This window comes from Waddliaceae bacterium, assembly GCA_018694295.1.
In the GTDB taxonomy this organism is placed as follows: domain Bacteria; phylum Chlamydiota; class Chlamydiia; order Chlamydiales; family JABHNK01; genus JABHNK01.
Map to the genome: position 1 here is coordinate 1 of JABHNK010000031.1, position 12632 is coordinate 12632.

Annotated in this window: 10 protein-coding genes; 6 read left to right on the top strand and 4 right to left on the bottom strand. The window is 47.2% G+C overall.

Annotation, left to right across the window (positions count from 1 at the left end):
• On the top strand, nt 1–248 hold a 248-nt coding region (locus HN980_03520), incomplete at its 5' end, for a hypothetical protein (protein MBT6928548.1).
• Between the two features lie 124 nt (nt 249–372).
• Here the strand turns inward: HN980_03520 and HN980_03525 are convergent.
• The 4 genes from HN980_03525 to HN980_03540 all read right to left on the bottom strand — a co-directional run bounded on the left by HN980_03525 (nt 373) and on the right by HN980_03540 (nt 4328).
• On the bottom strand, nt 373–1977 hold the full coding sequence (locus HN980_03525; protein MBT6928549.1) for a hypothetical protein: 1605 nt from the start codon (nt 1975–1977) through the stop codon (nt 373–375).
• A 21-nt stretch (nt 1978–1998) separates the two neighbouring features.
• A complete protein-coding gene (locus tag HN980_03530) occupies nt 1999–2295 on the bottom strand; it encodes a hypothetical protein (protein ID MBT6928550.1) in 297 nt (98 codons plus the stop codon).
• A 75-nt stretch (nt 2296–2370) separates the two neighbouring features.
• A complete protein-coding gene (locus HN980_03535; GenBank protein MBT6928551.1) occupies nt 2371–2706 on the bottom strand; it encodes a hypothetical protein in 336 nt (111 codons plus the stop codon).
• Nucleotides 2703–4328, bottom strand: a complete 1626-nt coding sequence (locus tag HN980_03540; GenBank protein ID MBT6928552.1) for a diphosphate--fructose-6-phosphate 1-phosphotransferase — start codon at nt 4326–4328, stop codon at nt 2703–2705. The genes HN980_03535 and HN980_03540 overlap by 4 nt, the downstream gene beginning before the upstream one ends.
• A 648-nt stretch (nt 4329–4976) precedes the next feature.
• On the opposite strand from HN980_03540, the gene HN980_03545 reads away from it, so the two are divergent.
• The 5 genes from HN980_03545 to HN980_03565 are packed head-to-tail and all read left to right on the top strand — an operon-like array spanning nt 4977 to nt 12218.
• Nucleotides 4977–5339 (top strand): DUF721 domain-containing protein, encoded by a 363-nt coding sequence (locus HN980_03545; GenBank protein ID MBT6928553.1) that lies wholly within the window; start codon nt 4977–4979, stop codon nt 5337–5339.
• Between the two features lie 48 nt (nt 5340–5387).
• Nucleotides 5388–7862 carry a DNA topoisomerase (ATP-hydrolyzing) subunit B gene (gyrB, locus tag HN980_03550; protein ID MBT6928554.1) on the top strand — a complete coding sequence of 825 codons (2475 nt, stop codon included), beginning with the start codon at nt 5388–5390 and terminating at the stop codon, nt 7860–7862.
• Nucleotides 7863–7881: 19 nt separating this feature from the next.
• Nucleotides 7882–10512, top strand: coding sequence for a DNA topoisomerase (ATP-hydrolyzing) subunit A (gyrA, locus tag HN980_03555; GenBank protein MBT6928555.1), 2631 nt, complete (start codon nt 7882–7884; stop codon nt 10510–10512).
• A 3-nt stretch (nt 10513–10515) separates the two neighbouring features.
• The gene (locus tag HN980_03560) at nt 10516–11121 is read left to right on the top strand and encodes a dTMP kinase (GenBank protein ID MBT6928556.1); all 606 of its coding nucleotides are present in this window, start codon (nt 10516–10518) and stop codon (nt 11119–11121) included.
• Complete coding sequence (locus HN980_03565; protein ID MBT6928557.1) at nt 11118–12218, top strand: AAA family ATPase; 1101 nt, start codon at nt 11118–11120, stop codon at nt 12216–12218. The genes HN980_03560 and HN980_03565 overlap by 4 nt, the downstream gene beginning before the upstream one ends.
• Nucleotides 12219–12632 lie beyond the last annotated feature (414 nt).

Consider the following 12632-nt stretch of genomic DNA (forward strand, 5'->3'; position numbering starts at 1 on the left):
CCTTCGAAGCATGTAAATCATGGACGATATACGACAGGCAGCAGGCCCAGAATGCATACAAAGAGATATACACCCCATACACCGAAGGCGCCGACTCCGAGCCTTCCTTTGAGACCTCCGACGAGGTGCTGATGACGACGATGGAAGAAAAGCTAGCGCGGCTGAAAAAGAAACACGAAGACATCGGCTTGATAGAGCCTACAATAACAGATCCTATATACTCAAATCCTATAATGGGAGTGGTGTAGACAGTGGCCAGTAATCAGTGACCAGTGACCAGCTCAAAAAGGGGTCTGGGGAAATCACCCAGCCAGTTTCGTTCTCTGTGTTCTCCGTGGCTCCGTGGTAGAAATTCCTATTCCGAGCTCCGAACTAATGCAGATTCGATGCATTTGTCCATATCGAACTGTATGGGCCTAGCGTAACCTCGACTATTCCGTTTTCGGCGGCAATAGCGACCTCTTCGTCGGTTGCGATATCGTAAAAAGGTCCTTCATGGATGTATTCTTGTGGTAAGGACACCTTCGTAGTCACGGTTTCATCGCTGAGGTTGTGGACGACGAAGACGCTTTCTTCTTCGAAGGTCCGAACGTACGAGAATATCGCCTTCGTGTCATCAGGCCGTGCTTCGATGCACTCGCCACGCGTCAGCGCTTTGCTGCCCTTACGTGCCGCTATGAGCTTCTTAATATTGTCATATATCGCGTTGTTGTCTTTGGCGCCATAGAACGCTTCTTTGGCGATAGGGCCGCGGTTGATGTCTCTGCCGTCGAAGGAAGACAGGGATTCGATGTCGCCGCTGTCCATTATCTTTTTACGTACCTCGGCAGAAGCATAGGCGTATTCCCAGTTGTTCCTGGCACCAATCTCATCGCCATAATATATTATCGGCATTCCCGGTAGCGAAAGCAGCACAGCGAAGGCCTGCGAGATCCTTCTGGGATCATTGTCAAGGAAGTCGGCCATACGTCCTCCTATGCCGTACCCTTGGCGGAACGCTACGCCTTTGGGCGACAAGGCATCGTATAGAGCCTTACGTATTGGCGCTTCGGGCATCTCGAGCGACAGCTCGTCGTGTATCCGCAATAATGTCGCCCAAGAAGCATTCTCGGGGATCTCGGGAGTGTCGTTGTGAGTCTCCCAGAAGGCGCTGCTGTCGCCGGTGACGAGGGCATACCATACCGCCGGCATGTAAGGGAAATGGTAGGCCATCTGTACTTCGTCGGTGCGTGAAGAGCCTGGGCGTTCTTCGCCGAAGTACGGCAGGATGTCGTTGGGCCTCTGACATGCCTCGGCGAGTAACACCGATGACGGTGCGACGCTTTCGACGAAGGCATTGACAATCTTGACGACGTCGTGGGTCTTTGGGTGGTTTTCGCCGTTGTGGCCTTTCTCTTTGATGAAATATGCTATGGCGTCGAACCTGAAGATGTCTACGCCATTGTTGGCCCAGTGTCCCACGACGTCGAGCATATAGTACAAGACGTTAGGGTTTTTCCAGTTGACATCGAGCTGGAAAGGGTAAAACATATGGTATAGGTAGTAGTCGGCATCGTCGATGGTGACCTTTCTATACTGGCTTTCGCATATCTCCGGGAAAACAAGCCTACGCGAGGTGATGGTGCCGTCGTCTTCTTTGTAGTCGATGACATATCCGCGCTCTTCGTCAAAACGACGCTGGTATTTTGGGGCAGTCTTGGTGACGATGAAGTTGTCGAGCTTGGCGATGTCGCCGGCGAGGGCGTCTTGGAACCATTCGTGTTCTTCGGAGAGGTGGTTTAAAACGAGGTCGGCTTTGATCTTTATGCCACGCTTGTGCGCTGCGGCGGAAAACCTCTTAAACGCTGCCATGCCGCCAAGACTGTGGCGTACCTCTCTGGGGTTGCTGACGTCGAAGCCTACATCGCCCATGGGCGACTCCATAAAAGGCAGTATGTATATCACCGTGACGCCAAGGTCTTCGAGGTAGTCGAGCATGCCAATAAGGTCGTCGAAGGTTCATTCTCTGCCGTCGATGGTGCCGAACTGGTCGGCATAGAACATATACATCACCTCGTCTTTATGCCAGCCAGCAGGACGCTTCACTTCTTCTTCACGGAGCGCTGTGCTGCGCGAAGAAAGGACATTCTCCGCTATGGCCATGACGCCATCATAAACCTCGTCGCACTTGTCGCTGCCATAAACCGAGGCTATAGAGGTTTTGAGGGTGTTTTCGACATCAGAAGAAAAAGGCGACGCTATAAGTTGTGACCCAAAGAATAACATTGATACGATGACTATAATATTTTTTAACATAAACACCATCCGCGTTTTTTTTGTTTCCTAGCTGAATTGTTATGCTCTATTTGCTTTTTACGAAGGAGCTCTTCGTCAACAGTGTGGGTGGGGCGGGAATTTTTCGAAGAAGGCCGTTGCTATTATTTCTGTTGTTATTGCTGCTGCTGCTATTGTAAGAACAGCAGCGCCAATAGCAAGACAAAGACGTTTATTTCTTGCTCTGTTTAGGTGTCGGGATGATATGTTTTTGCGCGGTCTTCTGTAGCGTTTAGGTTGATATATGAATTGCTGAAACCCTTGTTTTTTTGTAGATTCTAATGACAAGCCAGGATTAAGGATATTGACAATGTAGATATCATCTCTACAGGAAACTACAGGGATCAAAGGTGTTGCTGATTGTTGCGGTGGTTGCGGTGCCGCTACTTTCATGATATATGCTCCAATGTTAGGGTTATATTGTCTGTTATTTCTGGATCTCCGAAAAACTGTATGGGGCCGGGATAGCGGTAGTCGTCGTTAGTGGCCCATTTTTTGCTCTCGGCTTTAAAGGTAGCGAAAAGATCTCCTTCGAGGTCGACGAGGGCTTTTTTTATTACTGCCTTAGACTGCCCGTGGCGCTTTTCGATGTTCATCATCATCGTTATCGGTATCCCTAGCGCCTTCCACTCTTCTACGGGCTTGTTGAGGGCTTGGATGCAGCTCATATACCCAGAAAAACCATGGGCGATAAGCGCTGAAGCATTATATCCTAAGGCGTAGCAGTAGTCGCTATCGAAGTTCGACGGCAACGCTGCACGACCTTCATACCCGAAGAAGTTATTTTGTGGAGAGAACTTCCCAACGTATTTTCCTGCTTCTTTTCTTTTGCTGAGCTCGGTGGTGACGGTGGCGATGAGAAGCTTCTCGGTCTCGATACGCGACACCTGGACATTTCCATGAGGATCGCGGTCGAAAAGAAGCTGCTCCTGGATGGTTCTCGGTAAAGAAGTAAAACATTCTTTTAAGTTTTCGGGAAGAAGGTTTATTACGGCGGCAATGCGGTCTTCTTCGTCGGAGATCCTGTCGACGACCTCATTGAGCTCTTTGATAAGAATACCAAACTCTGGGATGAATTCTATGAGCCCTTCAGGGATTAGAACGACGCCGTAGTTCTTACCTTCTTTGGCGCGAAGACAGATAACATCGCAGATGTCTTTGGTGACGTCGGCGATAGTTTTATTGGCAGCATGGACCTCTTCGCCGATGATCGCTATATTAGGATGCGTCTGCATGGCACACTCTAACGTGATATGCGAAGCAGAACGACCCATAAGCTTTATAAAGAAAGTATACTTCTGCGCAGAAAGAGCGTCGCGGGCAATGTTGCCGATAAGCTCGGAATATATCTTACAAGCCGTGTCGAAGCCGAAAGATGTCTCAATATATTTGTTTTTGAGGTCGCCGTCAATGGTCTTGGGAACACCGATAACACGAGTGCGACACTGCGAACTCTCGAAATACTCCGCAAGCATCGCGGCATTGGTGTTGGAATCATCACCACCAATAATAACAACACCGTCAAGAGAAAGGTCGCGGACCGTCTTCAGCGAAGACTCAAATTGCTCCTTCGTCTCGATCTTCGTGCGGCTCGACGCTATCATGTCAAAGCCTCCCTGGTTTCGGTAGCCTTCCAACAATTCGGCAGTGATCTCGATGGTATCGTTGTCGATGATCCCGTTAGGGCCTTTTAAAAAGCCATACAAGACGCTGTCGGGGTTTAACGCCTTCAAAGCATCAAAGATGCCTGCGATGACATTATGGCCGCCAGAAGCCTGCCCGCCGGAAAGAAGGACGCCTACACGTAAAGGAGGGCATTCCCTACGCTCTCCTTTATTGAAAAGCACTAGCGGCTGCCCAAAAGTACATGCAAATAAATTCTTTAAAGCCTCGACATTGGCAGCAGCACTAGTAGATTCGCCCTCCGAATGCTCGAGATATGAGACCTCCTGCAAAATTAATGGAAGCTTAGGAGCGTAGCTTAGTCGTGCCTGATGTAAAGGACTTTTTGACATAATAATACCTTTAACCCTTGATTGTGACCTATCTTTTCTTTAGCGCCATAGAGTTAGGTAAGATGGCTCAGTGCGCGACAAGCGAATAGTTGAAACTATTCGCGAGGAACAAAATGAGCCAGATTGCCTGACACTATGGAGGATAAAGAAAATAGGTCTATTGTTCATGTTGTTAAATTATGAATTTAATATTCACAACTATATAATTTTCAAGTTTTTATATTTATCATTTTTCTTGCTATTTCCTGCGACGCCTTTTTCTGTTTAGCTTCACCATATGTCTTTTTGCAGCAGCACATCTGCTTTGATTCTATCCTCGCGAATGTTTTAACATTCGCTCGTCTTTCATCTTCGCACCTGTACCACTGCAAAAAACCTATGGCAAAGGATAGGTCGCAATCACGGGTTTTATTTGAGTTTTTCTGCTGTTACCTAAAATATTTGCCAAAAAAGAAGATTTACCGCAAGAGAAAAGAGAGGCATCAATAGCGTTGAGATGCTATATTTCCCTTATCATAAAGGCGTTACGGAGGCATAAAAAAACGTAGAGAAAAAGCTCTCAAAAGATAGCAAAAAAGACGTTAAAAACCTTGAGAAATGTGATGGTTTTAGGTATACTATACCTTCTTAATAAGGAGCATTAAATAAATGCGAAAAACTGGTCGACGTACATATAAGGGCATTGGTCGACGTACGCCTCGGGGCTATGATGGTATACATACAACAAGCCATAGACTCGGAGAGGTTCTGCCGCTCGTCCTAAAAAGAATAGGAAGGTCATATGAAAGCCGTGGTGATCTCATCATTATGGCATGGCCAGAGGTTATCGGCGAAAAGCTCGCAGCAATGACAAAAGCAGTAGAATTCGAAGACGGGAAACTCTTCGTAAAGGTAAAGAACTCTACGCTTTACAGTCTCCTCAACAGAGAATATAAGTCCAGACTCCTCAAAAGCTTGCGTGACAAGTTCCCAGGAACCAATATCAAAACCATAATTTTCCGTATTAACTAAGAGGCGGCCACTGTGATTATAGAACAAGAAAAACAAGAGAAGGAAACTATGGAAGAAGGAAAACACTACGAATCAAGCGATATCACCGTCCTTGAAGGACTTCAAGCCGTACGGGAAAGACCAGGGATGTATATCGGCGATACAGGCCTCAACGGCCTTCATCACCTAGTCACCGAAGTCGTTGACAACTGCATCGATGAAGCTATGGCAGGACACTGCTCCGCGATACATGTTACCCTACATAAAGACCAGTCAGTCACAGTAGAAGATAACGGACGCGGTATTCCCGTAGCGAAGCATGTAGAGCAGTCGCGTAAGCAGGGGAAAGACGTCTCCGCTTTGGAAGTCGTGATGACGATACTACACGCCGGAGGTAAGTTCGATAAAAGCGCTTACAAGGTGTCAGGAGGCCTCCACGGAGTAGGAATTTCTTGTGTAAACGCATTGTCAGAACGACTCGAAGTCTCCGTCGCTCGCGACGGAAAAAAACACCGCATGGAGTTCGAACGCGGCATCCCAACAGGCACCATCGAAGAAATTGGCGATACTGAGAAACGCGGCACTAAGGTAACATTCTGGGCAGACCCCGAGATTTTCGATGTCGTAGATTTCGAATACGAACGCCTCGTTAAGAGACTCCGTGAGCTTGCCTTCCTAAACAAAGGAATCAACGTATATTTCCGTGACGAACGCGATATCGATAAAGAAGATGTGCAGTTCTGCTACGAAGGCGGCCTTAAATCATTCGTTTCATACCTCAACGAGCATAAAGAGCCGATGTTCCCAGAACCGATATATTTCCATGGCGTAAAAGATGGCGATGACGGCCCTATAGAAGTAGAAGTAGCTATGCAATGGAACGGAGGCTTCAAAGAGCTTGTCCATTCGTATGTAAATAACATCGTTACAGGACACGGAGGCACACACCTGACAGGGTTCTCGACGGCATTGACGCGTGTCCTAAACACATATATCAAGAACAATAACATCCTCAGAAATGATAAGATGGCGATCTCCGGCGACGATATGCGCGAAGGCCTTACAGCAGTGATCTCAGCAAAAGTGGCAAACCCGCAGTTCGAAGGACAGACGAAGCAGCGCCTCGGTAACGCCGATGTAGGCTCTATAGTACAGCAGATCGTCGGTGAAGAGCTAAACGTATACCTCGGCGAAAACCCCGCTATAGCGAAAACGATAGCGCAGAAATCAATACTAGCAGCGCGAGCGCGTGAGGCAGCGAAAAAAGCTCGAGACCTCACACTAAGGAAGAGCGTCCTCGACAGCGCAAGACTTCCAGGAAAACTTACCGACTGTCAAGAACGCGACCCGGCAAAATGTGAGATATATATCGTCGAAGGGGACTCAGCAGGAGGCTCAGCGAAGATGGGCAGAGACCGACGCTTCCAAGCGATACTCCCAATACGCGGTAAGATAATAAACGTCGAAAAAGCACGATTAGAGAAAGTCCTAAAAAACCGTGAAGTTGGGACGATGATATCAGCACTAGGATGCGGTATCGGAGCAGAAAATTTCAACCTCGAAAAATTGCGATATCATAAAGTAATAATAATGACAGATGCCGATGTCGATGGCTCGCATATAAGAACGCTCCTCCTTACTTTCTTCTACAGACATATGACCTCCCTAGTAGAAAATAACTACATATATATCGCACAACCACCACTATACTGCGTTACAAGGAAAAAACATAAACGCTATATCGCATCAGAACGTGAGATGGATGACTACCTACTAGAGCTAGGACGCTCAGATATCACACTAAAAAAGGTCTCCGATGGCACCACAATCGATAAAGAAGAGGTCGGACACCTCGTATCTCTTATCCTCGACATCGAAGCTTTGATAGCGACAGTAGAGCGTAAAGGCGTGCCCTTCAGGGAATTCCTCGCAGCGAAAAGCGATGTAGGGGCGTTGGCGCGTTTCCAGGTGACACTAGGAGAAGAAAAAAGATTCGTATATACCGATAAAGAGTTCGAGAACCTCGCTGTAGAACACGAAGAAAAACAGCGCCGCGATTATGAAGAACATCTGCAGAAAATACCTCCCGAAGAAATCACTGAAGAAGATAAACTCTTTAGACCAAGAGCACTGCCTTGTACAGAGCTCTTCGAAGAGAAAGCTATGGAAAATATACGCCACGGACTAGCACGTTTTAATATAGACCTCGAAAATTATATCACCCCTAATGGCGGCCTGTACGATATCGTCGAAGATAAAGGCGAGAAGACGAAAATATATATCCTAAAAGAGCTTATCGACTTCATGCGCGTAAATGGAAGACGCGGCATAGAAATACAACGTTATAAAGGTCTAGGTGAAATGAACGCTGACCAGCTGTGGGAGACGACGATGGACCCAGAAAAACGTACGCTTTTACGCGTCACCGTTCCCGATGCCGTAGACGCCGACCATATGTTCACAATGCTTATGGGCGAAGAAGTAGCACCACGACGAGGGTTTATAGAGAAATACGCCCTTTCTGTTAAGAATTTAGACGTATAAAAAAAGGAATTTTATTGTTATGACCGACTACACAAAAGATGAGTCGATATTGCTTCGTAATGTCGAAGACGAAGTTAAAGAAAGCTACCTGCGATATTCGATGTCAGTGATAATATCACGAGCATTACCAGATGCTCGCGATGGGCTTAAACCTTCACAGCGTAGAATACTATACGCTATGAGACAGCTGAACCTGTCGCCAGGAGGCAAACACCGTAAATGCGCAAAGATCTCCGGTGATACTTCAGGAGACTACCACCCACACGGTGAGCAGGTGATATACCCAACACTAGTAAGGATGTCGCAAGACTGGATAATGCGGTATACCCTCGTCGATGGACAGGGAAATTTCGGCTCTATCGACGGTGACCCTCCAGCAGCAATGCGTTATACAGAAGCGAAACTAACACACGCCGCAATGAACCTTATGGAAGATCTCGACAAAGATACCGTCGATATGATCCCTAACTACGACGAAACAAAAAAAGAACCCGTAGTGTTTCCAGCAAAATTTCCTAACCTCCTTTGTAATGGATCCTCAGGGATAGCAGTAGGGATGGCGACGAATATCCCTCCACATAATCTACGAGAACTCGTAGAAGCGACAATGCTCGTCCTCGAGAACCCGCTAACCACCGTCGACGATATCCTTAAAGTAATGCCAGGACCAGACTTCCCAACAGGAGGGACGATATGCGGCTTTAAAGGAATATACGATGCCTTCAGCACCGGAAGAGGGAAACTCGTCATCCGCGCAGTAACGCATATCGAAGATATCGCAGGGCCAGGAGAACGACAGCGTATCGTCGTCGATGAGCTGCCGTACAACGTCAACAAATCACGACTAATAGAACATATCGCCGACCTCATCAACGGAAAAGAGATAACAGGAATCTCTGACCTCCGCGATGAGAGCGACAAAGACGGAATGCGTATCGTCGTAGACCTAAAACGTGGAGAGATAACAGACGTCATAGTAAACCAGCTGTTTAAACATACAGAGATGCAATCGTCTTTCGGATGTAACATGCTAGCACTAGATAAAGGCCTCCCAAGGACGATGAACGTCAAGCAGATGATATCATCGTGGATAGAACACCGCATCGAAGTGATACGACGCAGGACGCGCTACGAGCTAAATAAAGCAGAATCCCGAGCGCATATCTTAGAAGGATACCTCAAAGCCATCGATAGCCTCGACGAGGTTGTGAGGATAATACGCTCCAGCGCAAACCGTCTAGAAGCAAAAAACGAGCTAGTAGAACGCTTCGAGTTCACAGAAAGACAGGTAAACGCCGTCCTAGACCTGCGCCTATACCAGCTCACAGGCATGGAAAGTGAGAAAATCCAAGACGAATACGACCAGCTTGTCATAACAATACAAAACCTTAAAGATATCCTCTCCAGTGAAGGCCTCGTAAAAGATATCATAAGAGAAGAGCTGCAAGCTGTACAAAAAGGACATAAAGGCGAGCGTAAGACGCAGATCGTCGCGGCAGAAACCGATATGGAGATGGAAGATCTCATCGCTAACGAGCCAGTAGTAATAACAATATCACAGGACGACTACATAAAACGTATGCCCGTCGATACCTTCCGTGAACAACGCCGCGGAGGACAGGGGATAGCAGGGATGCAGATGCATCGCAATGACGACATAATAAAAAGACTGTACGTAGCACATACTCACGACTACCTACTTGTATTTACCTCCCTAGGACGCTGCTACTGGATTAAAGTGTGGAGAATTCCCGAAACAGGACGTAAATCAAAAGGTAAAGCGCTAGTGAACCTACTCGGTGATATGCAGCCCGATGAACACGTCGCCGCTGTAGTGCGCGTGAGTTCTTTCGACGAAGAGGCTTCAATATTTACCACCACACGAAATGGTATAGTGAAAAAGACCGCACTAGAAGCTTTCAGTCACCCACGACGTAAAGGAGTATACGCCGTGACTATCGACGAAGGCGACGAAGTTATCTCTGTACGTATGGTTAGCGAAGACCAGAAAATTATGCTCTTCACAAAGAAAGGTATGGCAGTACGCTTCAACGAAAAGAAAGTTAGAAGCATGGGACGTACCGCACGAGGCGTTAGAGGGATAACATTGCGCGACGACAAAGAAAACCCCGACGAAGTTGTTACATGCCAAGTCGTCGACGGCGACGAGACGATGTTCACAATATGTGAGAACGGCTTTGGAAAACGCTCGCGCGTAGAAGACTTCCGTGAGACAAACCGTGGAGGAATAGGCGTAAGATCGATAATAACTAGCGAACGTAACGGCGCAGTAATAGGAGCGCTTCCAGTTACTGACGATAATGGTATCATAATGATGTCGTCAGGAGGACAGACGATACGTATCCCCGTAGAAGGTATGCGTGTACAAGGACGTAACACACAAGGCGTCAAACTCGTAAACCTCAAAAAGAAAGACACTCTCGTCGCTATGCAGAAAGTCGAAAGCTTCAAAGACGAAGACGACAACGACGAAGACTGCGAAGAAGAAAATTTCCTCCCAGTAACACCAACAGAAGACTCTATCGGAGAAGAAATCATCGAAACAGAAGAGGTCATCGAAACAGAAGAAGTCGTTGAGGCTATAGAAGCACCAGAACAAGACATCGAGGAAGAAGAACACGAGGAATAAAAAATGTTTATCACTTTCGAAGGCGGAGAAGGGTCGGGGAAATCGACAGCAATAGAACGCTTGGCATTAGAGCTGCAAAAACGGAACCTCCCTATAGTAATAACGCGCGAGCCAGGAGGCTCTAAGCTTAGCGAAGTGATACGACAGTGGCTTCTCAGCAACGAAACCGATGCCGCCGTCGGCGACCGCGCAGAACTCCTCCTTTTCCTAGCAGCACGAGCACAACACGTCGAAGAACTAATAAAACCCGCCATCAACGACGGAAAAATAGTGCTGTGCGACAGGTTCAACGACTCGTCAATAGCATACCAAGGACACGCCAGAGGCTTCGGCGCCGAAGAAGTCGAGACACTATGTTCCTTCGCATGCGATAACATATGGCCAGAACTAACATTTTTCTTCGACATCGATCCCAAAATTGGCCTCGCAAGACTCGATGGTAACGACCGCATAGAATCCGAAGATATCGACTTCCACAACACCGTAAGAGAAGGATTCCTCGCACAGGCAAAAAAATATCCAGAACGCTACTGTATAATCGACGCAACACAAACAAAAGATGGCGTATATAACGACGTCCTCACAGCTTTCGAGCAAAAATATTCATGAAAGACCTCATCGGCAACGACATAGCAAAAAAATGCCTGCAACGCATGGTAGAAGGCGGAACAATAGGGAATTCACTCTTGTTCGCAGGGAATGAAGGCGTAGGGAAAACACTCTTCGCCATAGCAATGGCGAAGATGATACTGTCGCAAGGAAAGAACGCTGAAAGCAACGTAAAAAAGATATCCTCCGGAAACCACCCCGATATACATATCTACAAACCCGAAGGCAAACTCGCACTCCATAGCATCGAAAGCATGAGGATGTTTATCGAAGAAGTAAACCTTCCACCATACGAAGCCGATAAAAAAATCTTCATAATAGTAGACGCCGATAGGATGCTGACATTCAGCGCTAACGCACTGCTAAAAACTTTCGAAGAACCTACCCTCGACGCAATAATAATCCTAGTAACAGATAACCCCGACGCTCTCCTCCCAACAATACTATCGAGATGTAAAAAGATAACTTTCCACGCCCTTAAAGAAGAAGAAATACAGAAAATCCTAGAAAATAACCACGGATGCTCACAAGATGAAGCACAGCACCTGGCATGGCAGGCACGAGGATCAATAGGACGAGCACTCCGAATAAAAAACTCCGGCGACAATACCGCAAGAAAAGCACTATACAATATACTAGAAAAAGGACATTACAAAAGCTACAACGACCTCAACAGCGACGTCATAACGATGACGAAAACTATCGAAGACAAACAGAAGAAACTCCTCGAAGAAGTCCGCTCAGAACATGCCCTCACAGGAAATAAAGACCTTACAGCAATACAAAAACAAGCAGTACAGAAAGAAATTGAAGGAGCCGCCTCAGTGCAATCCATCAGAGAGACAACAGCACTGCTAGAAGATATCCTCACATGGTATCGCGACCTGCACCTCCTAGCCCTCGACGGCGATACAACACTGCTCTTCCATCGTGATAAAGAACAACAACTCCGAAACACCCTAGAAATCACCACGCCACCACCACTAGAATACCTGCAAAAAATCATATCAGAAACAAAACTCGCCCTCGCACGCTCACTAAAACCCGCCGCAGCCTTCGAAAACCTCTTCCTAGTGTTAAGGGCTCCGCGCCCTTAACAATCCGCGGCAAAGAGCGAGCCCTTTGCAAACCCGCGACAAAGCAAAAAGCAAAGGCGAAACGCCTTCGCTCTTTGCCTTGCCTTCGCTGTCATCACCATCGAAACGATGGCGATGAGATAAAGGAATATGCATGGCTGTGGTAGGTATATAAACCTAGATTCTACATTTCTTTTAAATCTTATCTTTTTGTCCCGCCGAGGAGAGGATTTTTGCGGACTAGCAAAAATCGCCGATGGCGGGACTCGCTTGCGAAGTGCGCCAGTCATAAAGCGCAGGTATTTTTGGCGTAAGCCGAAAATGAGCCCGCCTTAGCGGGCTAAGCGCTTTTTTAGCTGGCGCACTTCATAGTAACGAAGCGACGAACGATGAGAATGTGGCGACACGGCAAACAGGAGTCCAGAGGAAACTTCG

What these genes read in the sequence shown, in the direction of transcription:
- HN980_03530 (MBT6928550.1), bottom strand. Translation starts at nt 2,295, where the DNA reads ATGTTAAAAAATATTATAGTCATCGTATCAATGTTATTCTTTGGGTCA.
- HN980_03540 (MBT6928552.1), bottom strand. Translation starts at nt 4,328, where the DNA reads ATGTCAAAAAGTCCTTTACATCAGGCACGACTAAGCTACGCTCCTAAG.
- HN980_03560 (MBT6928556.1), top strand. Translation starts at nt 10,516, where the DNA reads ATGTTTATCACTTTCGAAGGCGGAGAAGGGTCGGGGAAATCGACAGCA.
- HN980_03535 (MBT6928551.1), bottom strand. Translation starts at nt 2,706, where the DNA reads ATGAAAGTAGCGGCACCGCAACCACCGCAACAATCAGCAACACCTTTG.
- HN980_03525 (MBT6928549.1), bottom strand. Translation starts at nt 1,977, where the DNA reads ATGCTCGACTACCTCGAAGACCTTGGCGTCACGGTGATATACATACTG.
- HN980_03565 (MBT6928557.1), top strand. Translation starts at nt 11,118, where the DNA reads ATGAAAGACCTCATCGGCAACGACATAGCAAAAAAATGCCTGCAACGC.
- gyrB (MBT6928554.1), top strand. Translation starts at nt 5,388, where the DNA reads ATGGAAGAAGGAAAACACTACGAATCAAGCGATATCACCGTCCTTGAA.
- gyrA (MBT6928555.1), top strand. Translation starts at nt 7,882, where the DNA reads ATGACCGACTACACAAAAGATGAGTCGATATTGCTTCGTAATGTCGAA.
- HN980_03545 (MBT6928553.1), top strand. Translation starts at nt 4,977, where the DNA reads ATGCGAAAAACTGGTCGACGTACATATAAGGGCATTGGTCGACGTACG.